Genomic DNA, 25,398 nt, shown 5'->3' on the forward strand with positions numbered 1-25,398 from the left:
GGACCGCGGGGAGCCGCGGTCCGTGGACACCGGCGCCACGCCGGTGCTGCGCGTCGAGGGCCTCGACGTGACCTACCGGACCGGGCGGGGCACGCTCCCGGCCGTCCGCGACGTCTCCTTCGAGGTCAGCCGCGGCGAGGTCTTCGGGCTGGTGGGGGAGTCCGGCTCGGGCAAGAGCACCCTGCTCAGCGCGCTGATGCGCCTGCTGCCGCGGGGCACCGAGCTCTCCGCCGGTCGCCTCGAGCTGGAAGGAGACGACCTGCTGGGCATGTCCGAGTCCCGGCTGCGCGGCCTGCGCGGCACCGAGATGGGACTGGTGCCGCAGCGCCCCATGACCTCCCTGTCGCCGGTCACCCCGGTCCGCGCCCAGCTGCGCCGCCTCACCGGCGGGCAGGTCGACGACGCCCGGCTGCACGAGCTGCTGACCAGCGTCGGGCTCGGCGGGCTGCGCGAGCGGCTGGGGGACTACCCCTTCCAGTTCTCCGGCGGCCAGCTGCAGCGGATGCTGATCGCGATCGCGGTGCTCGCCCGCGAGCCCCGGCTGGTGCTCGCCGACGAGCCGACCACGACCCTCGACGCCACCGTGCAGGCCCAGGTGCTCCGGCTCCTGATCGACCTGCGCGAGCGGCTGGGCAACACCGTCGTGCTGGTGACCCACGACCTCAACGTGGTCGCCCAGGTCTGCGACCGCGTCGGCGTGATGTACGGCGGCCGGCTGGTCGAGGTCGCGCCCACGCGCGCGCTCTTCGAGGACCCCCAGCACCCCTACACCCAGGCGCTGCTCGCGGCGATGCCGAGCAAGCACGCGCCGGGGGAGCGGCTGCGCCCGATCCCGGGCACGGTCAGCGGCGCCCAGCGGCTGCCGGGGTGCCCCTTCGCCCCGCGCTGCCCGCGCGCCGACGCCCAGTGCCGCGCGGTCGACCCGGCGCCCCGGCCGATCGACGCGGCCACGGTCCGCTGCCACCACCCCGGGAGTGCCGCATGAGCGCCGCCGTCGAGCCCCTCGTCAGCGTCGAGGGCCTGGTCAAGCACTACCCGGTCCGCGGCCCGCGGCGCCGTCGCGGTGCGCCGGCCTCGGTGGTGCACGCCGTCGACGGGATCGACCTGCGGATCGCCCGGGGCGAGTCGGTCGCGCTCATCGGCGAGTCCGGCTGTGGCAAGTCCACGGTCGCGAAGGTCCTGGTCGGCCTGGTCCCGGCGACGCGCGGCGTGGTCCGGGTCGCCGGGCACGACGTCGTACCGGTGACGGTGCGGGACCCGGAGGCACGCCGCCGGGTGCAGCTGGTCTCCCAGAACCCCTGGTCGGCGCTCAACCGCGCCCGCACCGTGCGGCACATCCTGGCCCAGCCGGTGCTCCTGCACGGCCGGGCGACGGGACGCGACGCGGTGGAACGGCGCGTGGTCGAGCTGCTCGGCCTGGTCGGGCTGCCGGCCGAGTACCTCGACCGGCGTCCCCGCGACCTGAGCGGCGGCGAGCTCCAGCGGGTGACCGTGGCCCGCGCGCTCGCGACGGAGCCCGAGCTGCTGGTGCTCGACGAGCCGACCGCCAGCCTGGACGTCAGCGTCAAGGCGACGCTGGTCAACCTGCTCGCGGACCTGCGCGCCGAGCTCGGGCTCACCTACCTGCTGATCACCCACGAGCTCGACGTCGCCCGCCACCTCGTGGACCGGGTGGCGGTGATGTACCTCGGCGAGGTCGTCGAGACCGGTACCGCCGAGCAGGTCTTCACCGCACCGGAGCACCCCTACACCCGCGCGCTGCTGGCCGCCTCGCCGGCCGAGCTCGTGATCGGCCAGCTGCACGGCGACGGCCTGGTGGGCGAGGTGCCCTCGGCGATCGACGTGCCGTCCGGCTGCCGCTTCCACACCCGCTGCCCGTTCGCCACCGAGACGTGCACGACCGAGCACCCCCTCCTCCGCAGCCGGCCCGGCGATCGTGCCGTGGCCTGCCTGCGCATCGACGAGCTCGCCGACGTACCTGTCGCGGGCACCCCCACCGGAAGGACACCGCAATGAACCCCTGGGACCAGGACTTCCCGATCCTCAGCAAGCACATGGGCGAGTGGGAGGGCGAGTACGTCCACCTCGACCCCGAGGGCAACGAGATCGACCGGCACGCCTCGCACCTGCGGATGTGGGTGCCCGAGGACGGCTCGTGCGACATCAAGCAGATCAACACCTACACCTGGCCCGACGGCCGGGTCGAGGCCGTGGAGTTCCCCGGCATCCTCAAGGGCCGCGACGTGCACTTCGAGACCGACCGGATCTCCGGGCACATGCACCAGGCCGACGAGCTCACCATCCTGCTCACCTGGACCTACAAGGAGCTGCTGAAGAGCGGCAACTACCTCTACGAGCTCATCCAGCTCAGCCGCGACGGCCAGCAGAAGGTCCGCACCTGGCACTGGATGGAGGAGGACCGGCTGGTGCGCCGCACGGTCATCCGCGAGCGCAAGACCGCCTGACCCGAGCTGACCCGAGCCTCCCGCCCGGACGGCGGGCGCATCCCCCTGCGCCCGCCGTCCTCCGCACCCGAGCACGAGAGCGAGCCATGCACGCAGACACGAACCCCGGGCGCTACCCCGTCGCCCCGCTGGCCCAGGACGCCTGGACCCTCGGCGTCGCGCAGTCGCGCATCCACCCCGCCGCGGACCGCGCGGAGATGGACGACAACCTCCAGCACATGCTCCACCTCATCGACAACGCCTTCCACTACGGCGCCGGTCCGGACCTGCTGCTCTTCCACGAGTTCCCGATCAGCGGGTGGGACACCTGGACGCGTGCCGAGGCGCTCGAGCGCTGCATCACCCTGGACGGGCCCGAGGTGGCCGCGATCGCGGCCAAGGCGCGCCAGTACGGCTCCTACATCGCCTTCGGCGCCTACGTGAAGGACCCCGACTGGCCCGGCCACGTGCTGAGCATGACCAACCTCGTCGGCCCCGACGGCGACCTCCTCGCGAGCCACTGGAAGGCCCGCAACGTCCGCGGCCTGTTCCCGGGCTTCGAGCTGTTCACCACCTCGATCTACGACGTCCTCGACGAGTACGTCGCGCGCTACGGCGCCGACGCGGTGCTGCCGATCGCCCGCACCCCGCTGGGCAACATCACGATGTCCTCCGCCCAGCTCGAGCCCGAGCTGATCCGGGCGCTGGCCGTCAAGGGTGCCGAGGTGGTGCTGCGCACGGCGAGCGGGAGCTTCACCGAGACCGACGTCGCCGCGTCCGCGCTCTACAACCGGGTCTACGTCGCCATCGCGAACAACGCGCTCCTGCTGCGCAAGGGGCCCTACTTCGAGGACACCGGCGCCGGCGGCTCGGCGATCTACGGGCCGGACGGTCGCGCGATCGTCCGCGCCGAGGACAAGCACGAGACGCTGCTCCAGGCGCGGATCCCGATCGCGGAGTTCCGCGCCCGGCACCTGCAGCCCGACGTGCACTGGGACCTGTACCGCGACGTCTTCGACGGCTACGTCAGCCGGTTCCCGCCGAACCTGTTCGCCGAGGAGCAGCCCCCCACCCTCGGCGACACCGCGGCGTACGTCGCGGGCCGGAGCCGGTGGACCTGAGCCCCGCCCACGGCCCGCCGAGCGGCGCCCCGACGGGGCGCCGCTCAGCCGGTCGGAGCGCTCCGGGCGACCACCCGGTCCTGGGCGTGCAGGAAGAGCGCGAGGGTGAGGTCCATCAGCTCGCCGCACACCTTCTCGGCGCCCGCGACGTCCCCGGCCTGCACCAGGTCGACCAGCCGGCCGTGCCGGGCGGCGGTGTCGGGGGAGAAGTGCCGGTAGCGCTGGAAGTCCGGCACCCGCAGGCAGGCGTGCACGGTGCCGGCGAGGCGCGCGAGCATGTCGTTGCCCGAGCCGAGGTAGAGCAGCCGGTGGAAGGCGGTGTCGGCCTCGATCATCAGGCGCGGGTCCGCGGCGCGGGTCGCGCGGTCGATGCGCTGCACCGCGTCGGCGAGCGACTCCAGCACCGCCGGGTCGCCGTGCGCCGCGGTCAGCCCGGCGGCCAGCGGCTCGAGGCGCTCGCGCAGCTGGAGGGACTCGCGCAGCTGCACGAACCGGCGCGACCCGGACGCGCGCCAGCGGATCACCTGCTCGTCCAGGAGCGCCCAGCTGCTCGGGTCGGTCACCGTCGTACCGGTGCGCTGGCGGGCCTGCACCATGCCCTTCGCGGCCAGCGTGCGCAGGCACTCGCGCACCAGCGAGCGCGACACCCCGAGCTCGGTCGCGATCCGGTCGGGGTCGATCACGCCGACCACCTCCCCGGCGGCGATCTGGCTGCCGAGGCGCTCGACGATCCGCCCGTGCATGCTCGCCAGCTCGGCCGGCTCGGGCGGGACGGGCGGGTAGGACTGGCTCCGGGCCTCCACTCCGCGCGGAGCCGGGAGACGGCGGGTCGGCCGGGCGGCGCCGGTCGAGGACGGGGCGTGCGAGCGGTCCGCCACGGGTCGGTCCCCTTCGGTAGGCGTGGGAGCAAGTGACCGCACCATATAGGAACAATGTTTCAATTAATGGAACAAGTGGAGGTTCGTCCATGTCCGCATCCGCCCGGTCCTCGGGGTCCGGGGCCACGATCGCGACCGTCGAGCGCGCGGCCGACGTCCTCCTCCACTTCACCCGCGACCCGCGCGCCGACCACGGGGTCACCGAGGTCGCCGAGGCCATGGGGCTCTCCAAGTCCGCGGTCCACCGGGTGCTGAGCTCGCTGCGGCACCGCGGCCTGGTCGAGCTCGACGAGCGGACCCGCCGCTACTCCCTCGGGGTGGGCGCGCTGCGCCTGGGGCTGAGCTACCTGGACCGCATCGACGTGCGGCGCCTGGCCCGGCCGGTGCTGGAGGACCTCTCCGAGCGCACCGGCGAGACCGCCACGCTGTCGGTCCTGCTGGGGGAGCGGCAGCGGATCTACGTCGACCAGGTGACGCCCGAGCGCGAGGTGATCATGTCGGTGTCGCTGGGCGAGCCGTACCCGCTGCACGCCGGGGCGTCCTCGCGTGCCTTCCTCGCCTTCCTGTCCGAGGCGCAGCGCGAGCGCTACCTCGCCGGCGGCCCGCTCGCCTCGGTCCGCGCGGCCACGATCGTCGACGACGAGGGCCTGCGCGAGGACCTGGTCCGGGTGCGTGCCCAGGGGTGGGCGCGCTCGGCGGGGGAGCGCCTGGACGGCGCCGCCTCCGTGGCCGCGCCGGTGCTGCGCCACGACGGCACGCCGGCCGCGGTCATCAGCGTGTGCGGCCCGGCCTCCCGGTTCGCCGACGACCTCGACCACTGCCGCGAGCTGCTGCTCGGGGCCACCCGGTCGCTCTCGACCGGGCTGGGCTGGGTCGCGGAGGCCTGATCGCCGCGTGCCGAGCCGTTCGGGCCCGGCGTACCACTTGTGCGACACCGGACCGACGGCCAGAATGATTCCGCTAAGCGAAACAATGTTTCACGAGGAGGAATCGGTGATAGAGCGTCACTACGTCAGTCTCCCGGGCGGGCAGCTGCACTACCTGCGTGCCGGAGCGGGGGCGCCGGTCATCGTGCTGCACTCCTCGCCGATGTCGTCGGCCTGCATGACACCGTGGATCGAGCGGCTCGCGGCGTCCTTCACCGTCTACGCCCTCGACACCGCAGGCTACGGCCAGTCCGACCCGCTGCCGTACGGCGGCGCGGACCCCGAGATCGCCGACTACGGGCGCCGGGTGCTGGAGTTCGCCGACGCCGTCGGGCTGGAGCGCTTCATGCTCGCCGGCACCCACACCGGGTCCAAGATCGCGCTGTCCGCCGCGGTCCAGGCGCCCGAGCGGGTCGCGCAGCTGGTGATGGACGGCCTCGGTCTCTACACGGTCGAGGAGATGGCCGAGCAGCTCGAGCACTACACCCCGCCGATCGAGCCGGTCTGGCACGGCGGCCACCTCACCGAGGCCTGGCACCGGATGCGCAACATGTGGACGTTCTGGCCCTGGTACCGCCAGGAGGCCGGCCGGCGCCTCGATGAGTCCATGCCGGCGCTGGCCGACCTGCACCAGATGACCTTCGACATGCTGCGCGCCCGTCCCGACTGGGGCCTGGCCTATCGCGCCGCGTTCCGCTACGACGCCCGCGCGGCGCTGCGCGACCTGCGGGTGCCCGCGGTGCTGCTCGCCAAGCACGCCGACCCGCTGCACGAGCACCTCGACCGGCTGCGGGTCGAGGCGCCGACGATGGAGGTGCGCAGCGTCGACAACGCCACCCACCTCGACGACCTGGTGGCGGCCTTCGACCGCGGCCTCGGCCTGGCCGACGCCCCGCCTCCGCCGCCGGTCGAGCACCGTGGGGGTACGACGCGGACCTACGTGCGCACCGAGCACGGGGTCAGCCACGTGCGCCTCGACGGCGACCCCGCCGCCCCGCCGCTGCTGCTGGTCCACGGCTCGCCAGGCTCGGCGGACAGCTTCGAGGCCCTGATCGGCGAGCTGGCCCGGGACCACCTGGTGGTCTCGCCCGACACGCTGGGCAACGGCTACTCCTCCGCGCCCCGCGGCGAGGACCCCCGCATCGAGGAGTTCGCCGCCGCCGGCGCCGCGGTGCTCGACGCGCTGGGCCTCGCCGGCGTCACGGCGTACGGCAGCCACACGGGCGCCTGCATCGCCCTCGAGCTGGCCTGCCAGCGCCCGGACCTGGTGGCCAGCGTGGTCGCCGACGGCCTCCCGGTGCTGGGGGAGGAGGAGCGCGCCGACCTGCTGGAGAACTACTTCATCTCGATGGAGCCCGAGCGGCACGGCGAGCACCTGCTGCGCGCCTGGCACACGATCCGCGACGTGCAGCTGTTCTGGCCGTGGTACCGCCAGACCGCGGCGACCGCGCGGCCGACCGCGCCCTCGCAGCCCGCGCACCTGCACCGGCTGGTGATGGAGTTCCTCAAGAGCGGCCCGACCTACCGGCACTCCTACCGCGCGGCGTTCCTCTTCGACTCCCGCGAGCGGCTGGCGGCGGTCTCGGTGCCCACGCTGGTGTGTGCCGCCCCGGAGGACATGCTGCGCAAGGGCAGCGAGGAGGTCAGCGGTGAGGGGCGGGTCCGCTTCGTCGAGCTGGACCACGCCGCGGGGCGCGATGCGGCCTGGGCGGTGCGCCAGGCCTGATCCGGCGCGCCCCCGAGGGCAGGACCTACGACGACGCCCGCCGCTCCCCGAGGGGAACGGCGGGCGTCGCTGCGTCAGGCGCCAGGCAGCCGGTCAGGCCGTCGGGCGGGCCAGGTAGCGCCCGGGCGTCTCGTCGGTGACGACGCCGTCGGTCATGATCTGCTGGCCGCGCAGGAAGGTGTCGGTGACCTTGGCGGTCAGGTCGGCACCCTCGAACGGCGTGTACTCCTGGCTGGAGACCGAGTCCGCGGCGCGCACCGTCCAGGCCTGGTCGATGTCGACCAGCGCGACGTCGGCGTCCTTGCCGACCTCGATCGCGCCCTTGGTGGCCCCCAGGCCGTAGCGCTGCGCGGGGTTGGTCGCGGTCAGCTCGGCGATGCGGCCGAACGCCAGGCCGCGCTTGCGGCCCTCGGAGACCATGCCGGCGAGCAGGTACTCGGCGCCGCCGAAGCCGGACTTCGCCACGAAGACGTCGTCCTTCGGCTGGCCGAACTTCAGCTCCTCCTTGCAGCAGGCGTGGTCGGAGACGACCCAGTCGATCTTGCCGTCGAGCAGGTAGTCCCACAGCGCCTCGACGTCCTCGCGGGGACGCAGCGGCGGGTTCACCTTGCCGCCGACACCGTGCGCGGTGTCGCAGTCGGCGAGCAGGTGGCCCACGGTGACCTCGCGGCGGAAGTCGATGTGCGGGAACGCCGCGGCCATCGTCAGCGCCGCCTCGACGGCCTTGCGGCTGGTGAGGTGGAGCAGGTTGATCGTGGGCAGGTTGGTCTCGTGCGCCAGGTAGGAGGCGATCGTGACCGCGAGGCCCTCGGAGTGCGGCGGGCGCGAGGCGGAGTACGCCGGGAGGCCGGTGAGGGTGCCCTCCTCCTCGACGATCTTGGTGTAGGCGGCCATGATCTCAGCGGTCTCGCAGTGCAGCGAGAGCGAGATCTGGTCGGCGATCTCCGGGTTCTCCTCGCGGGCCTTCTGCACGCCGCGCATCACGAACTCGAAGTGGGCGTAGTCGTAGCGCTCGCCCTCGGGGGTCATCAGGAACTGCGACTGGTCGCTGCTGCGCCCGTGCAGGCCGTAGGAGCCGTAGAACATGAAGACCTTGAACGACGTCACGCCGTGGTCGCGGACGAGCGCGGGGATCTCCGCGATCTGCGACTTGCTCATCGGCGCCAGGTGGTAGGTGTAGTCGATCGTGGCGTTGCCGTCGGTCAGCTCCAGCACCTCGGGGAAGACGTCGGCGTAGTCGCCGGACTTGTTGAGGTAGTACTGCCCGGTGCGCATGTAGGACAGCGAGGTCGTCACGCCGCCCTGGGCCGAGGCGCGCGACTCGGTGCGCACGTCCTCGGGCAGCGGGTTGTAGATGCCCCAGTGCTGGTGGGCGTCCACGACGCCGGGGAAGGCGACCTTGCCGCCGGCGTCGACGACCCGGGCCGCGGAGTCGGCGGGGATGCCGGCCTCGATCCGGGCGAACTTCCCGTCCTTGACGGCGATGTCGACCGCCTGGGGGTCGTCGTGGCCGGGGAGGACGGCCTTGACGTTGGTGAGGAGGACGTCGTACTCGGTCACTCGGATTCTCCTTGCGCAGTGGGCTCGATGAACGTGGACAGCGGCGTGAGGACGGCCACCAGGTCGGTGGCCGTGTGCAGCGAGAGCACGTCGGCGCTGACGGCCTCTGCGGTCGCGGGTGCGAGGCGTCCGGCGACGTTGTCGCTGAACTTGCGCGCCAGCTCGGCGTCGGAGAGGGGACGGGCCGGACCGCCGCGGTTGGCCAGCACCTCCTCGACCAGGACCTCCCCGGAGACGGTGGTCACGGTGACCACGGCCGGGAACTGGAAGGGGTAGATCTCGTTGCACCGCTCGTCGGCGACCACGTCGACCTTGGCCATCAGCTCCCGGCGGGCCGGGTCCTGGGCGAGGGCGTCGGTGTAGTCGTCCAGGCCGGTGCCGAGCCCGCCGCCGCCGAACAGGCCGGCGGCGAAGGCGTACGGACCGGAGAACTGCGCCTGGTAGCCGGTCACCGGGGTGCGCTTGACCTCGATCGGCTCGCCGATGGTGCGCACCGTCGAGCCGGCGACCCCCACGACGACCGAGGCGACGTCCTCGGGGCGCAGGCCCCGCTCGCGCAGTGCGCGGCCGGCGTCGACGGTGGTGTGGGTGAAGTGGTTGGCCGGGTAGGGCTTGAAGAAGATGCCGGGCACCGACCACTCGGTGCCGAGGCCGTCGGTGATCGCCTCGGGGAAGAACTGGCCGTGCAGCCAGGCCTGGAAGAAGCCGAAGCGGCCCTCGAGGACGGTCGGCGGACCGGTGAAGCCGCGGCGCACCAGCTGGGCGGCGGTGACGCCGGCCTGGGCGGCGTACCCGCAGTGCAGGCGCTTGACGGTGCCGCCGGTCCGGTTGGCCTCGATGATGCCGGAGGCCAGCGACGCGGTGATGCCGAGCGCGTCGGCCACCCCCGCCTCGTCGAGCCCGTAGGCGATCGCGGCGGCGACCGCGGAGCCCATCGCGCCGGTGATCGAGGTGGCGTGCTGGCCGTGCTCGAAGAAGACCGAGTTGCCGAGCTCCGCGTCGTACCCGGCCATGCCGAGGCGGACAGCGACCTCGAGGCCGACGGCGATGGCGCGGACGGTCAACTCGCCGCTGGCGCCGGCGTGCTCGGCGGCGGCCAGCGCGGCCGGGACGACCGAGGCGGACGGGTGCAGCACCGAGGGCAGGTGGGTGTCGTCGTAGTCGAGGGAGTGGGCGAGCACGCCGTTGGCGAAGGCCGCCTGGATCGCGCTGACCCGGGTCGGCTCGCCGACGACCGTCGCCTGCGGGTGACCGCCCTGGTCGAGCACGTGGCCGATGGCCGCGGCGCTGGTCGGGAGCCGGTGCGCGGCGACGCAGAGGCCCAGGACGTCCAGGGTGCGCTGGCCCACCGACGCCTCGACCTCGGGCGGTACGCCGTGGGCCGCGGCGTCGACGGCGAACGCGGCGAGCTGCTGGGCGAGGGTCGGGCCGCCGCCCTGCTCGCCGGTCGGGTTGCCGGCGGGGCGGGCGTCGGCAGCGGGCGTGTAGCTCATGCGCCCACCACTGCCAGCGGGCGCACCGGGGAGCCGGTGGCGCCGAAGAACTTCAGCGGCGAGAGCACGAACAGGAACTCGTGCACCCCGGCGGCGGCGAGCGCCTCCAGGTCCATCGCCTCGATGATGTAGATGCCGGACTCGACCAGGAGCACCCGGTGGGCCGGCAGCAGGCCGTGACCGGCGCCCGGCTTGAGCTGCTCGTAGGCGATGGTGTCGGCGCCGGTGGCGTGGATGCGGTGCCCGGCGAGGAACGCCGCACCCGCCTCGGAGACGCCCGGGACACCGGTGGACAGGCCGCGGTAGAGGTCGCCGTCGCCGTTGTCGAAGTGCTGGCCCCAGCCGGAGCGGACCAGCACGACGTCGCCCTCGCGGATCTCGGTGCCCTGGGCGGCCAGGGTGGCCTCGAGGTCGGCCACGGTGATCTCCTGGCCCGCCTCGAGCCGGTCGACCCCGAGGGTGCCGGGCACGTCGAGCAGGACGCCGCGGCGCACCATCGGCTTGATGGTGTGCGCGCCGTGCTCGAGGAAGCGGCCGCCGACCTGCGCGGCCTCGGCGTCGAGGTCGCCGTGCAGCTTGCCGTCCTGGGAGACGTGGCTCAGCGCGTCGATGTGGGTGCCGACGTGGGTGCCCATCGAGATCATGTCGTTGGCCGCAGAGCCGCCGTCGGAGCGCACCATGTCGCCGTGGCGACGCGGCAACGCGTGCCAGTACGCCGGGTGGTTGGGCGACTGCGGCATGCCGACGGTGAGCGTGCGGCCCAGGTCGAAGATCTCCAGGCCGGCAGCGGCGGCGTCCAGGAGGCGTGCGGTGGTGGAGTCGGTCATCTGTCCTCGAAGTGTCGTGCGGGTCGGGGCGGCGGTGCGGGGTCGGCGGAGGTCAGCGGATGTCAGCGGATGACCAGGCGGCTGCGCAGGTCGGCGAGCTCCTCGGCGCTCAGGCCGAGCTCGCCGAGCACGGCGTCGGTGTCCTCGCCGTGCTCGCGACCGGTGAACCGGATCGAGCCGGGGGTCTCCGACATCCGCCACATGACGTTGTGCTGGAGCAGGGGGCCGAAGTCGCGGTCCTCGACCTCGGTGAGCATCTCGGTCTCGCGGATGTGCGGGTCCTCGACGATCTCCTTGGCGGAGTAGATCGGGGCGATCGCGGCGCCGGCCTCGGTGAAGGCGGCCACCACCTCGTCGCGGGTGCGAGCGCCGATCCAGGAGCCGACCATCTCGTCGAGCTCGTCGGCGTGCTCCGCGCGGGTGTTGCCGGCGGCGAACCAGGGCTCATCGATGACCTCGGAGTGCCCGACCAGCACCATCACGCGCTCGGCGATGGCCTGGGCGCTGGTGGAGATCGCGACCCAGTGGTCGTCGGAGGTCCGGTAGGCGTTGCGCGGGGCGTTGTTGGTCGAGCGGTTGCCGTGGCGGGTGCCGACGACGCCGGTCTGCTGGTAGACCGTGGGGCCGGGGCCGACGGCGGTCATGATCGGCGAGAGCAGGTCGAGGTCGATGACCTGGCCGCGACCGCCGTTGCGCTCGCGGTCCAGCAGCGCCATGGAGACGGCCGAGGACGCGGCGATGCCGGCGATCGAGTCCGCCAGGCCGAAGGCCGGCAGGGTCGGGGGCCCGTCGGCCTGGCCGGTCAGGTGCGCGAAGCCGCTCATCGACTCCGCCAGGGTGCCGAAGCCGGCGCGCGAGGCGTACGGACCGGTCTGTCCGAATCCGGTGATCCGGACGATGACCAGCCCGGGGTTGACCGCGTGCAGCTGCTCGGGGCCGACGCCCCAGCGCTCCAGGGTGCCGGGGCGGAAGTTCTCGACGACCACGTCGGCGCTCGCCGCGAGCCGGAGGAAGAGCGCGGCGCCGTCGGGCTCCTTGAGGCTGAGGCCCACGGTGCGCTTGTTGCGCGCGATCTCCTTCCACCAGATCGGCGTGCCGTCCTTCGCGGGACCGTGCCCGCGCATGCCGTCGACCTTGGCCGGGTGCTCGATCTTCACCACGTCGGCGCCGAAGTCGCCGAGGATCTGGCAGGCGAGCGGCCCCGCGAGGATCGTCGACGCGTCGATCACCGTGTAGCCGGTGAGCGGTCCTGCGGTCATGGGGTTCGCCCTCCGTCGTGTTCCGCCTTGCGAAACTGTATTCCAGAAGCTGCAATATAGGCCGGGGCGCCCGCCGAGCGCCAGTACGCCGCGGGAGCGGTCTGATCGGCGGGTCGCCTCGGGTCGCCCCGGGTCGCCCCGCGTCGGCTCAGAGGACGGGTGCGGCGAACCCGCCGGCCCGGCCGAGCATGGCCGGTGCCTGGGGCAGGCCCAGCTGCTCGGAGATCCACGTGCCGGTGCCGGCGACCGTCTCCGCGTCGATGGCGCTCGTGGTCGCGATCCCGGACTGGCGCAGCAGGTAGAGCAGGTCCTCGGTCGCGATGTTGCCGGTCGCGCCCGGGGCGAAGGGGCAGCCGCCGATGCCGCCGGTGGAGGCGTCGAGCACGCCCACGCCGGCCTCGACGGCGGCCAGCGCGTTGGCGTACCCGGTGTTGCGGGTGTTGTGGAAGTGCGCGCGCAGCGGCACGTCGGCGTCGAGCGCGCGCAGCCCGGCGACGAGCGCGGTGACCTGGCGGGGCACACCCACGCCGATGGTGTCGGCGATCGCCAGCTCGTCCGGGCCGCCGTCGAGGCAGCCCTTGGCCACCTCGAGCACCCGGGCGACGGGCACGGCGCCGTCGAAGGGGCAGCCGAAGGCCGCCGCGATGATGACGCTGGCACGCACGCCGGCGTCGCGGGCGGCATCGGCCATGTCGTGCCAGGCGGCGATCTGGGCGGCGGTGTCGGCGCCCTGGTTGCGCAGGGCGAGGCCGTCGGAGGCGACCACGACGGCGGTGACCTCGCGGCAGCCCGCGGCGACCGCGCGGTCCAGGCCGCGGCGGTTGAGCACCAGACCGATCGACTGGAGCCGCTCGTCGTCGCGCACGGCGGCGAGCACGTCCTCGGCGTCGGCCATCTGGGGGACCCGGTCGGGACGCGCGAACGCGGTGACCTCGATGCGGCGCAGCCCGGCGTCCAGGGAGCGGCGGATCAGCTCGGCCTTGACCTCGGTCGGCAGCACGCGCTTCTCGTTCTGCAGCCCGTCGCGCGGGGCGACCTCGACGATCTCGACGGAGGCCGGGGCGGTCGGAGGGGTGCTCGGGTGAGTTGTCACGGGTATCGTCCCAGTCCTCGGAGGTGCGGGGTGCAGGCCGATGATATCGAATATACGATCAGCGGCATGACCAGTTCCGAGACCGTGACCGGCCCGCTGCACGGAGTCCGCGTCCTGGAGGCCGGCCAGCTGCTGGCCGGACCGTTCGCCGGCACCCTGATGGGTGACCTCGGCGCCGACGTGATCAAGGTGGAGCCCCCGGGCATCGGTGACTCGATGCGCCAGTGGGGCCGCGCCACCGCGGCCGAGGGCAAGTCGCTGTGGTGGCCGGTCGTCGGGCGCAACAAGCGCTCGGTGACCCTGGACCTGCGCCAGGCCGAGGGCCAGGAGATCTTCCTCAAGCTCGTCGAGCAGGCCGACATCGTGGTGGAGAACTTCCGCGTCGGCACCTTCGAGAAGTGGAACCTCGGCTACGAGCAGCTGCGCGCCGTGAACCCCAAGATCATCTTCGTCCGGGTCAGCGGCTACGGCCAGACCGGCCCGTACGCCAAGCGCGCGGGCTACGGCTCGATCGGTGAGGCGATGGGCGGGCTGCGCTACATCGTCGGCGACCCCGACCGCCAGCCCTCGCGCACCGGCATCTCGATCGGCGACTCGCTCGCCGCCATGCACGCCACCATCGGCGCGCTCGCCGCGCTGCGCCACCGCGACGTGACCGGGGAGGGCCAGGTCGTGGACTCCGCGATCTACGAGGCCGTGCTCGCGATGATGGAGAGCCTGGTGACCGAGTGGGACGCCGCGGGCTACCAGCGCGAGCGCACCGGCGCGATCCTGCCGAACGTCGCGCCCAGCAACGTCTACCCGACCGCCGACGACAGCATGGTGCTGATCGCGGCCAACCAGGACAGCGTCTGGAGCCGCCTCGCGGCGGTGATGGGCCGTCCCGAGCTGGCCAAGGAGGGGCAGTACGCCACCCACACCGGCCGCGGCGAGCGCCAGGCCGAGCTCGACGACCTGATCTCGGACTGGACCCGCACGGTCGACTCCGAGGAGCTGCTCGGGCTGATGCACGAGAACGGCATCCCGGCGGGCCGCATCTTCAAGGCCGCGGACATGCTGACCGACCCGCACTTCGAGGCCCGCGAGGCCATCGTGCGGGTGCCGGACGAGTCCTTCGGCTCCCTGGCGATGCAGAACGTCGTGCCCAAGCTGTCCGCCACGCCCGGCTCGATCCGCTGGACCGGTCCCGAGCTCGGCCAGCACAATGGCGACGTGTACGGCGACCTGCTCGGCCTCAGCGAGGAGGAGCGCGCCGCGCTCCTCGACCGCGGCGTGATCTGAGCGATGGCGACCGAGCGCTCCGAGGACTACTCCTCGGCCGGCTTCCTGGGCCGGATCGGCCCGGGCAGCGCGCCCGCCGTGATCGTGGTCGACGTGTGCCGCGCCTACCTCGAGGGCGGTCCGCTGACCGACGCGGGCGGCCGGTTCGAGGCGGCCCGCGCGAGCGCCGCCCGCGTGGTCGAGGCCGCGCGCGCCCTCGGCCACCCGGTGCTGTTCACCGAGGTCCGCCTCGCCCCCGGGCGCGTCGACGCCGGCTGGTTCGGCGTCAAGGTGCCCGGCCTGGCGGCCTTCGAGAAGGGCTCGCCGTGGGCCGAGGCGCCCGAGGCGGGCCCCGCGCCGCTGCCCGGGGAGGTCGTGGTCACCAAGCAGTACGCCTCCGGCTTCTTCGGCACCTCGCTGGCCTCGACCCTGCGGGCGCTCGGCGTCGACACGACGTACGTCCTGGGGTTCTCGACCAGCGGCTGCGTGCGGGCCACGGCGCTCGACGCGCTCCAGAGCGGGTTCCGCCCGCTCGTGGTGCGCGACGCCAGCGGCGACCGCGACGCGGTCGTGCACGACCAGAACCTCTTCGACCTCGACGCGAAGTACGCCGACGTGGTGTCCGAGGACGAGGCCATCGACCAGCTGCGGGCGATCGCCCCGCGCGACCTGACCGGAGGACCTGCATGAGCATCGTCGAGCTGGACTCGCCGGACCTGGCCTGGGGCCAGCACACCGTGGCGGGGGCCGACGTCCCCGCCGGCATGGTGATGCTGCACGCCGACGCGCAGCGGCCCTACCGCGCCGTGCTGGTCGGCTTCCCCGACGGCTGGCGCCGCGACGTGACCGGCAACCAGCCGGCCGGCGAGGAGATGGTGGTGGTCTCCGGCGCGCTGCACATCAGCGGTCGCACCTGCGCCGTCGGCGAGGTGCTCCTCGCCGAGCCGCACGCCACCCGGGCTGCGACCTCCACCGAGCCCGGCACCCGCGCCGTCGTGTGGTTCACCGGCACGCCCGGTGGCTGGAGCGAGGGCGAGGCCGAGCATCCGGGCAATCTCGACGTGGTGCCGATCGCGCCGGGCGTCCTGCGCGGGCCCAGCGACACGCTGCCCGGCACCGTGGAGGTCCGCGAGGACGTCTCCGGCGCGGTGTTCGACAGCGACGTCGACCTCGTGTGGCCCGACGCTCAGCGCTACCTGCACCTGCCCGCCGGCACTCCGGCCCCCCAGGTCGCCGGCCCCGCCGTCGTACGCGTCTGGGGCTGAGCCCGCGCACACCACGAGCGCCGACTCGGCACACCACGAGCGCCGACTCGGCGGACATGACGAGAGCGCCCGGCCCTCCCTCTCGCGAGGGGGAGCCGGGCGCTTCGTCGTTGCGGGGCCAGGTGGCCCGGGATGGTCCCGGCAGCCGCGCTGGGGCTGCCGGGACCCGGGGTCAGACCACGGTGTCCGGGGAGACCCGGGAGGCGGCCGTCGCGCGGGCGGCGTCCTCCTCGAAGGAGTCACGGATCCAGAGCAGTGCCACCACCGCGGCGAACATCGCCGGCACCAGGACCAGCATCGCCAGGGCGAGCGGCTCCCCGTCGTAGCCGGTCGAGCCGACCAGGTCCGAGGTGGCGCCGATGAGCAGCGGGCCGACGGCGCCGCCGAGGGTGACCAGGAAGGTCAGCAGGGCGAAGCCCATGCCGCGGCGGTCCGCCGGGACGACGTCGGCCGAGGCGGCGGTGAGGTTCGGGATCGCGGCGGCGAAGCCGGCGCAGGCGGCGCACACGAGCGCGATGCGCAGCCACAGGCCGGGCAGCAGGACCGAGCCGGTCAGGGTGATGGCGCCGATGAGCAGGAAGCCGGTGGCCACCTTGATCCGCCAGCCAGGACGGATGCCGTGGAACTTGTCGCCCATCCGGCTGCCCAGCACGATGCCGATCACGATGCCGGTGCCGCCCACGCCGCCGGCGAGGCCGGAGGCGGCGTCGTAGCCCAGGTCCTCGGTGCGCTCCAGGAAGGTGGGCAGCCAGTAGAAGAGGCCGGCCACGCCGAGGGACAGCAGCGCCTGGCCCAGGATGATGCCCTTCAGGGTCTTGACCTTCAGCAGCCCCTTGGCCTCGGCGAACAGCGAGCTCTTGGAGACGGTCAGGACGCCGTGGGCGCCGTCGGCGCCGGTCGTGTCGGTGCCACCGCGCAGGCGGTCCATCCGGTCGCCGAGGCCGCGCAGCGGCTCGCGCAGGGTGAGCACGAGCAGCGCCACCAGGACGCCGGGGACCGCGGCGACGAAGAAGACCGCGCGCCAGTCGAGGGCCTCGGCGACGGCGCCGCCGAGGATCACGCCGGTCGGCAGGCCCATGTAGTAGCCGGCCCGCTCGAAGCCGAAGGCCTTGCCGCGGCTGCGCGCGGGGTAGTAGTCGGCGATCAGGCTCGAGGCCGGCGGGTTGTAGAGCTGGCCCGCGGCGCCGATCAGCACCCGGACCGCGAAGAACATGACCAGGCTGGTCGCCAGGCCGCTGAGCACCGAGCAGATCGCCCAGGTCAGCACCACGATGAAGATCGTGATGACCCGGGGCGCGCGGTCGGCGAGCCGGCCGGCCGGGAGCAGCAGGATCGCCGCGGCGAGGCTGGCCGCCGTCGGGATCGCACCGGCGACGGTGTCGTTGAACCCGAAGTGGTCCTGGATGGCCGGCAGGGCGCCGGCGATCAGGTTGATCTCGACGCGGTCGATGAAGGCGACCAGGGCGATGACCACGGCGGGCCACCAGCCCAGCGGTGCCGGCTTGTGCACGTCGACCGCCTGGGCCGGCCGCTTGGGGTAGACATCGAGCATCACGGGCTCGGACGCCGCTGCGGACGCGGCGCCGACGGCCTCTCCTGCGGGCCGTTGCGGTGCCACGTCGTGCGTGTCCGTCATGAGATCTGCTCCTGTCGTGGGACCGGGTGTGGGAGGCTTCGGGCAAGATCGTACAAGATATATAGGAGCAGATGTGTCGGTCCTTCGCGTCGCCGCAGTCCAGTTCGCCGCCACCGAGGACGTTGCCGAGAACCTCGCCACGTGCCTGCGCACGATCGACGAGGCTGCCTCCCAGGGCGCTCGGGTCGTCGTGCTCCCGGAGTTCTGCAACCACGTCTCCTGGTACGGCTCGCGCGAGCACGCCCGGGAGAAGGCGGTGACGCTCGACGGCGAGTTCGTCGCGGCGCTCGCCGAGCGCGCTGCTCGCCACGGGCTGTACCTGATGGCCAACCTGACCCTCCTGCGCGAGGACGGCCGGGTCAGCGGCAGCAACGTGCTGCTCGGCCCCGACGGTGCGGTGCTCTGCGTCAGCGACAAGCAGGTGCTGATGGGCAGCGAGCGCGACCACATCGACACCGCGGTCGAGCGGTCCCCGGTCGTGGAGACCGAGGTGGCTCGCTTCGGCCTCTACTCCTGCATGGACGGCGTCATCAACGAGACGCCGCGGATGCTCGCCGTCGAGGGCGCCCAGGTGCTGCTCAACAGCGTCAACTCCTTCGCCCTCGACGAGGCGACCCTGCACGTCCCGGTGCGCGCGGTCGAGAACAAGGTGTGGGTGGTGGCCGGCAACAAGGTCGGTCCGCTGGTCCCCGAGCACAGCATCCAGGCGGTCGCCGAGCGCGTGGGCGTGCCGGTCGAGCGCCTCCACGGTGCGGGCGAGGCCCAGATCGTCGCCCCGGACGGCACCGTGGTCGCCCGCGGGCCGCGCACCGGCGAGGCCGTGGTCGTCGCGGACATCGAGGTCGAGGCCGCGGACGACAAGCGTCGCCCCGACGGCACCGACCTGATGGCCGCGCGCCGTCCCGAGGTCTACGGCCCGATCGCCGAGGAGCCCCGCGGTCGCCGTGCGCCCGCCGGCGCCGCACGCGCCAGCGCCGTCGTGGTCGCACCGGCTCCCGGGGAGGACGTCGCCGCGCTGCTCGCCAAGGCCGTCGCCGAGGGCCCCGACCTGATCGTGCTGCCCGAGCTCGCCGCCCACGAGGGCGGTACGGCGGACGCCCCGGCGCGTGAGGACCTCGACGCTGACGCGATCGCCGCCGCCCTGGCCGGCACCCGCACCCTCGTGGTCACCAGCGTCGTGGACGGCGCCCGCCACCTCGGCCTGGTCGTGGGGGAGTCCGGCGTGCTCCTTGCCCAGCCGCAGCTGCACCGCAGCGCGCGGCACGCCGGCTGGCACACCGACCTCGGCAGCGAGGTCGCCGTGCTCGAGACCGCCTTCGGGCGCCTGGCCGTGCTCGTCGGCGACGACGCGCTCTACCCCGAGGCGTTCCGCCTCGCGGCGCTCCAGGACGCCGACGTCGTCGCGGTGCCGTTCAGCGCCGCCGAGCCGCACGACCTGGACCTGCTGCTGCGCGAGCGCGCGGCGGAGAACCGGGTCAACCTGGTCGCCGGTTCGCGGCGTACCGGTGCGGGCCTGAGCGGGGCGGCCGTCCCGCTGTCCCCGGACTTCACGCTGTGGGGCGATGGCTGGGAGAACGGCTTCGCCGGCGTCATCAGCTGCCCCGGGCTGGTCGTGGCCGAGGACTCGCTCACCACGGTGTCGCTGCGCCCGGAGTGCGCGACCAACCGCTTCGTCAGCAAGGGCACCGACGTGGTCGACGGGCGGCCGTGGTCGCTCGCGGCGCCGCTGGTCGCGCCGATCGCCGGCCGCTGAGCAGCAACCCCGGTCCGACGAGACGAGGGCCGCACTCCCACGGGAGTGCGGCCCTCGTCGCGTTGCTGTGGCCCGTGCTGTGGCTCGTGCGGTGACCGGGATCTCTCCCGGTGGGCGGGACGGCGCTCAGGCGGAGGTGTCGCCCCGGGCGGCCAGCGCCTGCAGCATCGCCTGCTGGGTGCTGTCGAGGTGGGCGATCCAGGCCTTCTTGAGGCCCTCGGTGTCGCCGGCGCGGGCCAGCTCGAGGAGCTCCTGGTGCTCGTCGATGCGGCGCTGCTGGGTCTCGGGCTCGCGGTCGAGGTTGTCCATGAGCAGGTGCAGGTAGCGGTCCGCGGACTTCCACAGCAGGTCGAGCACGCGCCGATCGGCGTTGCCGAGCACGTGGTCGAGCATCGCCGCGTGGAACGCGTGGTGCTTGGCGGCCAGGGCGGCCGGCTCGCGCACGATCCCGACGTACTCGGCGAGCGCGTCCTCGGCGGTCTTGAGGTACTCCTCGCGCATCGAGGCCATGGCGCGGACGGTCAGCTCGCCCTCGACGAGCTTGCGCAGCTCATAGATGTTGGTGAGGTCCTCGGCGCTCAGCGAGGCGACCAGTGCGGAGCGGCCGGGGCGCAGGCTGATCACGCCCTCGCTCTCGAGACGGCGCAGCGCCTCGCGCACGGGGATGTGGCTGACGGCGAACTGCTCGCACAGATCGACGATCGAGACTGCGGACCCCGGGGCGATGTCGCCGTTGAGGATCGCCCGGTGCAGCTCGTCGGTCACGCGGTCGACCAGGGACTGGTGCGCGATCGGGCGGACCGAGGTTGAGGCCTGTCGGGCCATCGGAACTCCTGGGGGATGGTGCGGGGGGCAGGGGGTGCCTCGGACTGCACAGATCATATATCGACGCCGCCCGGATGCGGCTTCTCAGGAACTGGTTCCCCCGGTCGGGACCAAAGTACTCTTGCGCGCCAGCGAAGAAGATATTGTATATTCTCCGACGAGGATGAGGAGGTGAGCCGTGGTCGATCCACAGGTCTTCCGGGACGTGCTGGCCCAATGGCCCAGTGGCGTGACCGTCGTGACGACGCTGGCTGCCGACGGCAGCCGGATCGGGATGACTGCGAGCTCGTTCTCGAGCGTGAGCGCGACCCCCGCGCTGGTCTCCATCTGCTTGGACCGCAAGCTCTACACCCACGACCAGATCGCGCAGGCGGGCTGCTTCGGCATCAACGTCCTGGCGAAGGACCAGATCGAGGTCGGTCGGCGCTTCGCCGGCATGGTCAAGGACTGCCCGGACCGGTTCGCGGGGGAGGAGTGGTCGACCGCCGAGACCGGCGTCGCGCTCCTCGACTCCGCCCTCGGCTGGTTGGACTGCCGCGTCGTGCACCAGTACGACGGGGGCGACCACACGATCTTCGTCGGCGAGGTGCTCGCGGCCAACGCCGCCCGCCGCTCCGCGCCGCTGCTCTACCACGCGCGCGGCTGGGGCCAGTTCGCCGACGTGCTCCCGGAGGTGGCCACCCTCGCCGACGGCGGCGCGGTGCAGGCGCTGCGCGAGCGCGGGGAGGACCCCGCCTCGATCGCGGCAGTCGTCGCGGCGCTGGCCGACGCCGGGATCCGGGTGCGGGTGCTCGACCTCACCGACGCCGGCTCCGGCCCTGACGCGCAGGACACGCAGGCGGCGCTCGCCGCGGTGCCCGGCGACGTCGACCTCGCGACCACCACCGCCCGGGTGGGCGACCGGCTCCAGGCCGAGCAGGCGCTGGGCCTCGGCATCGGCACCGTGGAGGTCGTCGCCGACCTCGGCACCGACCCCGACGCGGCCCTCGCCCGGGCGCTAGCCACCATCGAGGGCGTCGAGGACCGGGCCGCGGTGACGTTGCTCGACCCGTTCGACCCGGCGCGCGCCGAGAGCGTGATCGCCGCCGTGGTGGCCCTGGCCGACCGCGGGGTGCGCGAGGTGTGCCTGCCCGACACCGACGGCCGCGCCACCGCCCTCGAGGTCCGCGCCCTGCTCTCCGAGGTCACGCGGCTGGCCCGCCCGACCTCGCTGCGCATGGCGCTGCACGACCGCGACCGCCTCGGCCTGGTCAAGGCGCTCACCGCCCTCAAGAGCGGCGTCACGCACTTCGACACGACCCTCGGCGGGCTCGACGGCGCCGTCGCCTCCGAGGACCTGGTCCGGCTGCTCGAGACGCTCGACGTCACGACGCCCGCCGACCCCCACACGCTCTCCGGACTCGCCCAGCAGCTGCGCGGCGAGTCCACCTCGGGCCTGCTCGGCCCGGAGCCGGTCGCCGACCGGCCGGAGCTCGCTCCGGGAACTTCCACCCCTGACACCGTAGGAGCCGCAGGATGACGGCACGACTGACCGCAGAGCGCCTTCTGCCCGACCTCACCCCGGCAGAGCGCGCCCGCGCCGAGCGGGTCGAGGCCGTGCTCCCGGCGATTGCCGCCGCTGCCGAGGCGGCCGACGCCGCGGGCAAGCTGCCCGAGGGCCACCTCGAGCTGCTCGGCGAGGCCGGCCTGCTCGGCCTGGTGATCCCGGAGAGCTACGGCGGCCTCGGCGGCGGCCTGCGCGACCTCGCCGCGACGACGTACTCGATCGGCACGGTCTGTGGCTCGACCGCGCTCGCGTACTTCTTCCACTGCTCCTCCTCCTCGCGCGGCATGCTGCCGCTGGCCGCCCTCGAGGCCGGCCTCTACACCGACGAGGAGGCCCCGGTCGTCCGCGCCTTCGCCGAGAAGGTGCTGACCCTGATGGGCGCCGAGAAGAAGTCGATCGGCAACTTCGCCTCCGAGGCGGTCAAGGCCTCCAACGCCAACGTGCTGATCCAGACGACCGCGACGCGCACCGAGGGCGGCTGGCTGCTCAACGGCGAGAAGTCCTTCGGCTGCCTCTCCGGCTCCGGCGACTACGCCCTGGTGACCGCGCGCCGCGAGGACGTCGACGGCCTGGACGCGCTGAGCCTGTTCCTGGTCCCGAAGAACGCCGCGGGCTCGCGCCCCCGCCTGGACTGGTCGGGCCTGGGCATGCGCGCCTCCGACAACTTCGGCCTGGTCCTCGAGGACTGCTTCGTCGCCGACGACCTGGCGCTGACGGTGCCCGGCGGATTCACCCGCGCCACCCAGATGTCGCGCGGCTCGTGGGTCGGCAACCAGATCGCCATCGCGGCGATCTATGCCGGCATCGCGCAGGGCGTGTGGGACTACGCGCTGGGACGCACCATGGCCGCGACCTTCGCCGACACCGGCAAGCCGATCGCCTCCTCGCCGATGCACCAGGTGCTGATCGGCGAGGGCGAGCGCCACCTCGCCGAGGCGCACCTGTGGCTGCGCCGCCAGATCGAGCTGGAGGCCAGCGACCCGCCGATCCTGCCCAAGCCCGAGGTCGTCCAGAGCTGGAAGCTCGCCAAGGGCGCGATCTGCGAGCACGCCCACGAGGTCGCCCTCGCCGCGCTGAAGATGTGCGGCACCTCGGGCGCGCTGATGGGCAACGAGATCGGCCGCGCGGTGCGCGACACGACGATGGGCCTGGTCCAGGCGTTCCCGGCCGAGCGCGGCAAGCTCGACCTTGCGAAGATGATCGTGGAGAAGGAGGGCTGGGCCGGTCTCACCACGACCGACAGCTTCAAGCCCACCCCGACCAGCCCCGCCGCGAACGGGTCGGCGGTCAACGGTGCCCTCAACGGCGCCCCGGCACCGGCACTGGAGAAGGCATGACCGCCACCGACGCGACCGGCACCGCAACGGGACGCATCGAGGTCCCCGAGGTCGTCGAGATCATCGCCGGCGTCACCGCGACCCCCGGTGACCGCCTCGAGCTCGTGCTCGAGGACCCGTTCACCGGCGCCGAGCTCGGCCAGGCCGTGGCCAGCACGCCCGAGGCCGTCGAGCGGGCGCTGGCCGCCGCCGCCGAGGTGCACGCGTCCGGCTCCTGGTCGGGCACCCCGATCGAGCGCCGCGCCGACATCCTCGAGGCCGTCGCCGACGCGGTGATGGCCGAGGTGCCGCGCCTGGCCGCGCTGGAGTCCTTCGCCACCGGCGTCCCGGTCGCCCAGACCCAGATCGTCGCGCTGATCGACCACGCGGCCTTCCGCCTCGCGGCCGCCGCCATCCGCAACGGCGCGCTGCACGAGACGACCACCGGGGAGAGCGGCCGCGCCGTCGAGGTGCACCGCCTCCCGCTCGGTCCCGCGCTCAACCTGGTGCCGTGGAACGCCCCGGCCCCGATGGCCGCGCACAAGATCGCCAGCTCGCTGGCCGCGGGCGCGCCCACGATCCTCAAGCCGAGCGAGTACGCGCCGTACGCCACCACCGAGCTCGGGCGCATCGTCGCCCGGGTGCTCGAGGAGCACGGCGTCGCGCCCGGCACCTTCCAGCTCGTGCAGGGCGGCGCCCACGTCGGCGGGTCGATGGTGCAGGACCGCCGCATCCGCGCGGTCTCCTTCACCGGCGGCCTGGTCGGCGGCAAGGCGATCGCCGCGGCCTGCGCTGCGAACTTCACCTCCCTGCAGCTCGAGCTCGGCGGCAACAACCCGCTCGTCGTCCTCCCGGACGCCGACCCGGCCGCGGCCGCGCACCACGCCGCGGACCTGCTCACCACCCTCAACGGCCAGTGGTGCCGCGCCCTGGGCCGGCTGATCGTGCCCGAGGAGCTCGCCGAGGAGATCGTCGAGCTGACCCTGGGCCGCCTCGCCGACCTGCGCGTCGGCGACCCCCTCGACGAGGCGACCCAGCTCGGCCCGATCGTGCACTCCGTGCACCGCGCCCGCCTGGACGCCGCGATCGAGGAGCGCGTCGCCGCCGGCGGCACCGCCCGCTCCGCGACCACGCTGCCCGAGGACGGTCACTTCCTGGCCCCGACCCTCATCACCGGCGTGCCCGACGAGGCCGCCCACGAGGAGGTCTTCGGCCCGGTCGCGACCGTGCACACCTACCGCACCGAGGAGGAGGCGCTGGCCCTGGCCAACGCGACCCCCTTCGGCCTCGAGGGGTACGTCGTGGGCTCGGACGAGGAGCGGGCGCTCGCGGTGGCCCGCCGGGTCCAGGCCGGCGAGGTCAAGGTCAACGGCTCCACGATCATGAACCTGCACCTGATGACCCCCCGCCCCGCCTGGGGCTGGTCGGGCATGGGCGAGGAGGGCACCGTGGAGACCATCCGGATCTTCACCGGGGCCCGCGTGGTCGGCGTCGAGGGCGGCTTCGCCCTCCACGGCCGGTGACCTCGCACCAGCTCCTGCGTGCGGCGCCCGGCGGGGCCGCGGACCGACTGAGGTCGCTGCTGCACGGCAGCGAGCCCGACGGGCTCGTGCACCTGCCGGGCGTCCACGACGCGGTCAGCGCACGGCTCGCGAGCCGCGCCGGCGCCCGTGCCCTGCACCTCTCGGGCGCGGCCGTCTCTGCGGTGGAGCTCGGCCTGCCCGACATGGGCTTCGTGCACGGCACCGACATCGCCCGGCGGGCCGCGGTGATCGCGGCCGCGAGCGGCGGCGTACCGGTGCTGGCCGACGCCGACACCGGCTACGGCAACGCCCTGCAGGCGCGGCACACCGCGCTGGGCTACGCCGCGGCCGGCGTCGCGGGCCTGCACCTGGAGGACCAGGTCTCGCCCAAGCGCTGCGGGCACATGGCCGGCAAGGCCGTGGTCCCGCGCGCCGAGGCGGTGCAGAAGGTCCGCGCCACCATCGACGCCGGGACCTCGTTGGTCGTCGTGGCCCGCACCGACGCGCTGTCGGTCGAGGGCATCGGGGCCGTGGTCGAGCGGTGCGTCGCGTTCGCCGACGTGGGCGCCGACGCGGTGTTCCCCGAGGGGGCCGCGCTCGCGGACCTCGAGCGGGTCCGCGACGCCCTGGACACCGCCGGCCACCGGGTGCCGATGGTCTGGAACCGCTCCGAGGCCGCCGGCCCGGTCGAGTCCGGCCCCACCGCCGCACAGCTCGCCGAGGTCGGCGTGCGTGCCGTGATCCACCCCGTCTCCGCGCTGCTGGCCGCCGCCCGCGCGATGGAGCAGGTCTATGCAGCAGTCGTCTCGTCGGGCTCCGCGGCCGGCACCGAGCGCTGGGAGTGGTCCGCCCTCACCGCGCTCGTGCGCCAGCCCGAGCTGCTCGACGAAGAGTCGCAGTACGCCGTCGCCGAGGCCGAGCCCTCGGCGCACCTTTGAAAGGGAGAC

At 73.6% G+C, this 25,398-nt stretch carries 22 protein-coding genes; 14 read left to right on the forward strand and 8 right to left on the reverse strand.

What is annotated here, in order from left to right; all coding sequences use genetic code 11:
• Window positions 1-22 precede the first annotated feature (22 nt).
• The 4 genes from HOQ23_RS12740 to HOQ23_RS12755 all read left to right on the forward strand — a co-directional run bounded on the left by HOQ23_RS12740 (window position 23) and on the right by HOQ23_RS12755 (window position 3,565).
• The gene (locus HOQ23_RS12740; RefSeq protein WP_172214986.1) at window positions 23-985 is read left to right on the forward strand and encodes an ABC transporter ATP-binding protein; all 963 of its coding nucleotides are present in this window, start codon (window positions 23-25) and stop codon (window positions 983-985) included.
• Entirely contained in the window at window positions 982-2,016 is a 1,035-nt protein-coding gene (locus HOQ23_RS12745) for an ABC transporter ATP-binding protein (RefSeq protein WP_172214987.1), read from the forward strand. The genes HOQ23_RS12740 and HOQ23_RS12745 overlap by 4 nt, the downstream gene beginning before the upstream one ends.
• Complete coding sequence (locus tag HOQ23_RS12750) at window positions 2,013-2,465, forward strand: DUF3598 family protein (protein ID WP_172214988.1); 453 nt, start codon at window positions 2,013-2,015, stop codon at window positions 2,463-2,465. Before HOQ23_RS12745 ends, HOQ23_RS12750 begins: the two co-directional genes overlap by 4 nt.
• Window positions 2,466-2,551: 86 nt before the next feature.
• Window positions 2,552-3,565: a nitrilase-related carbon-nitrogen hydrolase gene (locus HOQ23_RS12755; protein ID WP_172214989.1), complete on the forward strand. Its 1,014-nt coding sequence runs from the start codon at window positions 2,552-2,554 to the stop codon at window positions 3,563-3,565.
• 44 nt (window positions 3,566-3,609) lie between these two features.
• On the opposite strand, the gene HOQ23_RS12760 is transcribed toward HOQ23_RS12755, so the two are convergent.
• Window positions 3,610-4,443 carry an FCD domain-containing protein gene (locus HOQ23_RS12760; protein ID WP_172214990.1) on the reverse strand — a complete coding sequence of 278 codons (834 nt, stop codon included), beginning with the start codon at window positions 4,441-4,443 and terminating at the stop codon, window positions 3,610-3,612.
• Window positions 4,444-4,532: 89 nt separating this feature from the next.
• Here HOQ23_RS12760 and HOQ23_RS12765 point away from each other — a divergent pair, with 89 nt between their 5' ends.
• Both HOQ23_RS12765 and HOQ23_RS12770 read left to right on the forward strand, forming a co-directional pair.
• Complete coding sequence (locus tag HOQ23_RS12765) at window positions 4,533-5,330, forward strand: IclR family transcriptional regulator (RefSeq protein ID WP_172214991.1); 798 nt, start codon at window positions 4,533-4,535, stop codon at window positions 5,328-5,330.
• 106 nt (window positions 5,331-5,436) lie between these two features.
• Complete coding sequence (locus HOQ23_RS12770) at window positions 5,437-7,095, forward strand: alpha/beta fold hydrolase (RefSeq protein WP_172214992.1); 1,659 nt, start codon at window positions 5,437-5,439, stop codon at window positions 7,093-7,095.
• Between the two features lie 93 nt (window positions 7,096-7,188).
• Here the strand turns inward: HOQ23_RS12770 and HOQ23_RS21590 are convergent, their stop codons facing one another.
• From HOQ23_RS21590 to HOQ23_RS12795, 5 genes are all read right to left on the reverse strand, one after another.
• Window positions 7,189-8,655, reverse strand: coding sequence for a dihydroorotase family protein (locus HOQ23_RS21590; RefSeq protein WP_172214993.1), 1,467 nt, complete (start codon window positions 8,653-8,655; stop codon window positions 7,189-7,191).
• A complete protein-coding gene (locus HOQ23_RS12780) occupies window positions 8,652-10,148 on the reverse strand; it encodes an MmgE/PrpD family protein (protein WP_172214994.1) in 1,497 nt (498 codons plus the stop codon). Before HOQ23_RS12780 ends, HOQ23_RS21590 begins: the two co-directional genes overlap by 4 nt.
• Entirely contained in the window at window positions 10,145-10,975 is an 831-nt protein-coding gene (locus HOQ23_RS12785; RefSeq protein WP_172214995.1) for a cyclase family protein, read from the reverse strand. The genes HOQ23_RS12780 and HOQ23_RS12785 overlap by 4 nt, the downstream gene beginning before the upstream one ends.
• Before the next feature lie 62 nt (window positions 10,976-11,037).
• Entirely contained in the window at window positions 11,038-12,234 is a 1,197-nt protein-coding gene (locus HOQ23_RS12790; protein ID WP_172214996.1) for a CaiB/BaiF CoA-transferase family protein, read from the reverse strand.
• A 148-nt stretch (window positions 12,235-12,382) separates the two neighbouring features.
• The gene (locus HOQ23_RS12795; protein WP_216654187.1) at window positions 12,383-13,327 is read right to left on the reverse strand and encodes a hydroxymethylglutaryl-CoA lyase; all 945 of its coding nucleotides are present in this window, start codon (window positions 13,325-13,327) and stop codon (window positions 12,383-12,385) included.
• Window positions 13,328-13,393: 66 nt separating this feature from the next.
• Between HOQ23_RS12795 and HOQ23_RS12800 the strand changes: the two genes are divergently transcribed.
• The 3 genes from HOQ23_RS12800 to HOQ23_RS12810 are packed head-to-tail and all read left to right on the forward strand — an operon-like array spanning window position 13,394 to window position 15,852.
• The gene (locus HOQ23_RS12800; RefSeq protein WP_172214997.1) at window positions 13,394-14,608 is read left to right on the forward strand and encodes a CaiB/BaiF CoA-transferase family protein; all 1,215 of its coding nucleotides are present in this window, start codon (window positions 13,394-13,396) and stop codon (window positions 14,606-14,608) included.
• A gap of 3 nt (window positions 14,609-14,611) precedes the next feature.
• Entirely contained in the window at window positions 14,612-15,277 is a 666-nt protein-coding gene (locus HOQ23_RS12805) for an isochorismatase family protein (protein WP_172214998.1), read from the forward strand.
• Complete coding sequence (locus HOQ23_RS12810; RefSeq protein WP_172214999.1) at window positions 15,274-15,852, forward strand: hypothetical protein; 579 nt, start codon at window positions 15,274-15,276, stop codon at window positions 15,850-15,852. The genes HOQ23_RS12805 and HOQ23_RS12810 overlap by 4 nt, the downstream gene beginning before the upstream one ends.
• A gap of 172 nt (window positions 15,853-16,024) precedes the next feature.
• On the opposite strand, the gene HOQ23_RS12815 is transcribed toward HOQ23_RS12810, so the two are convergent.
• On the reverse strand, window positions 16,025-17,488 hold the full coding sequence (locus tag HOQ23_RS12815) for an MFS transporter (RefSeq protein WP_172215000.1): 1,464 nt from the start codon (window positions 17,486-17,488) through the stop codon (window positions 16,025-16,027).
• Between the two features lie 73 nt (window positions 17,489-17,561).
• On the opposite strand from HOQ23_RS12815, the gene HOQ23_RS12820 reads away from it, so the two are divergent.
• Window positions 17,562-19,241, forward strand: a complete 1,680-nt coding sequence (locus tag HOQ23_RS12820; RefSeq protein ID WP_216654188.1) for a carbon-nitrogen hydrolase family protein — start codon at window positions 17,562-17,564, stop codon at window positions 19,239-19,241.
• 126 nt (window positions 19,242-19,367) lie between these two features.
• Here HOQ23_RS12820 and HOQ23_RS12825 read toward each other — a convergent pair whose 3' ends face one another.
• Window positions 19,368-20,066: a GntR family transcriptional regulator gene (locus tag HOQ23_RS12825; RefSeq protein WP_172215002.1), complete on the reverse strand. Its 699-nt coding sequence runs from the start codon at window positions 20,064-20,066 to the stop codon at window positions 19,368-19,370.
• A gap of 178 nt (window positions 20,067-20,244) precedes the next feature.
• Between HOQ23_RS12825 and HOQ23_RS12830 the strand changes: the two genes are divergently transcribed.
• The 4 genes from HOQ23_RS12830 to HOQ23_RS12845 are packed head-to-tail and all read left to right on the forward strand — an operon-like array spanning window position 20,245 to window position 25,389.
• Complete coding sequence (locus HOQ23_RS12830; RefSeq protein WP_172215003.1) at window positions 20,245-21,585, forward strand: flavin reductase; 1,341 nt, start codon at window positions 20,245-20,247, stop codon at window positions 21,583-21,585.
• Window positions 21,582-22,949, forward strand: coding sequence for an acyl-CoA dehydrogenase family protein (locus tag HOQ23_RS12835; RefSeq protein ID WP_172215004.1), 1,368 nt, complete (start codon window positions 21,582-21,584; stop codon window positions 22,947-22,949). The genes HOQ23_RS12830 and HOQ23_RS12835 overlap by 4 nt, the downstream gene beginning before the upstream one ends.
• A complete protein-coding gene (locus HOQ23_RS12840) occupies window positions 22,946-24,451 on the forward strand; it encodes an aldehyde dehydrogenase (protein ID WP_172215005.1) in 1,506 nt (501 codons plus the stop codon). The genes HOQ23_RS12835 and HOQ23_RS12840 overlap by 4 nt, the downstream gene beginning before the upstream one ends.
• The gene (locus tag HOQ23_RS12845; protein ID WP_216654189.1) at window positions 24,448-25,389 is read left to right on the forward strand and encodes an isocitrate lyase/PEP mutase family protein; all 942 of its coding nucleotides are present in this window, start codon (window positions 24,448-24,450) and stop codon (window positions 25,387-25,389) included. The genes HOQ23_RS12840 and HOQ23_RS12845 overlap by 4 nt, the downstream gene beginning before the upstream one ends.
• Window positions 25,390-25,398: the final 9 nt, after the last annotated feature.

Origin of the sequence: Nocardioides sp. zg-DK7169 (assembly GCF_013155365.1) — a bacterium.
In the GTDB taxonomy this organism is placed as follows: Bacteria; Actinomycetota; Actinomycetes; order Propionibacteriales; family Nocardioidaceae; genus Nocardioides.

Coding starts and splice junctions, on each gene's coding strand:
- HOQ23_RS12810 (WP_172214999.1), top strand. CDS start 15,274: ATGAGCATCGTCGAGCTGGACTCGCCGGACCTGGCCTGGGGCCAGCAC.
- HOQ23_RS12755 (WP_172214989.1), top strand. CDS start 2,552: ATGCACGCAGACACGAACCCCGGGCGCTACCCCGTCGCCCCGCTGGCC.
- HOQ23_RS12745 (WP_172214987.1), top strand. CDS start 982: ATGAGCGCCGCCGTCGAGCCCCTCGTCAGCGTCGAGGGCCTGGTCAAG.
- HOQ23_RS12835 (WP_172215004.1), top strand. CDS start 21,582: ATGACGGCACGACTGACCGCAGAGCGCCTTCTGCCCGACCTCACCCCG.
- HOQ23_RS12805 (WP_172214998.1), top strand. CDS start 14,612: ATGGCGACCGAGCGCTCCGAGGACTACTCCTCGGCCGGCTTCCTGGGC.
- HOQ23_RS12800 (WP_172214997.1), top strand. CDS start 13,394: ATGACCAGTTCCGAGACCGTGACCGGCCCGCTGCACGGAGTCCGCGTC.
- HOQ23_RS12825 (WP_172215002.1), bottom strand. CDS start 20,066: ATGGCCCGACAGGCCTCAACCTCGGTCCGCCCGATCGCGCACCAGTCC.
- HOQ23_RS12780 (WP_172214994.1), bottom strand. CDS start 10,148: ATGAGCTACACGCCCGCTGCCGACGCCCGCCCCGCCGGCAACCCGACC.
- HOQ23_RS12765 (WP_172214991.1), top strand. CDS start 4,533: ATGTCCGCATCCGCCCGGTCCTCGGGGTCCGGGGCCACGATCGCGACC.
- HOQ23_RS12840 (WP_172215005.1), top strand. CDS start 22,946: ATGACCGCCACCGACGCGACCGGCACCGCAACGGGACGCATCGAGGTC.
- HOQ23_RS12750 (WP_172214988.1), top strand. CDS start 2,013: ATGAACCCCTGGGACCAGGACTTCCCGATCCTCAGCAAGCACATGGGC.
- HOQ23_RS12785 (WP_172214995.1), bottom strand. CDS start 10,975: ATGACCGACTCCACCACCGCACGCCTCCTGGACGCCGCCGCTGCCGGC.
- HOQ23_RS12790 (WP_172214996.1), bottom strand. CDS start 12,234: ATGACCGCAGGACCGCTCACCGGCTACACGGTGATCGACGCGTCGACG.
- HOQ23_RS12815 (WP_172215000.1), bottom strand. CDS start 17,488: ATGACGGACACGCACGACGTGGCACCGCAACGGCCCGCAGGAGAGGCC.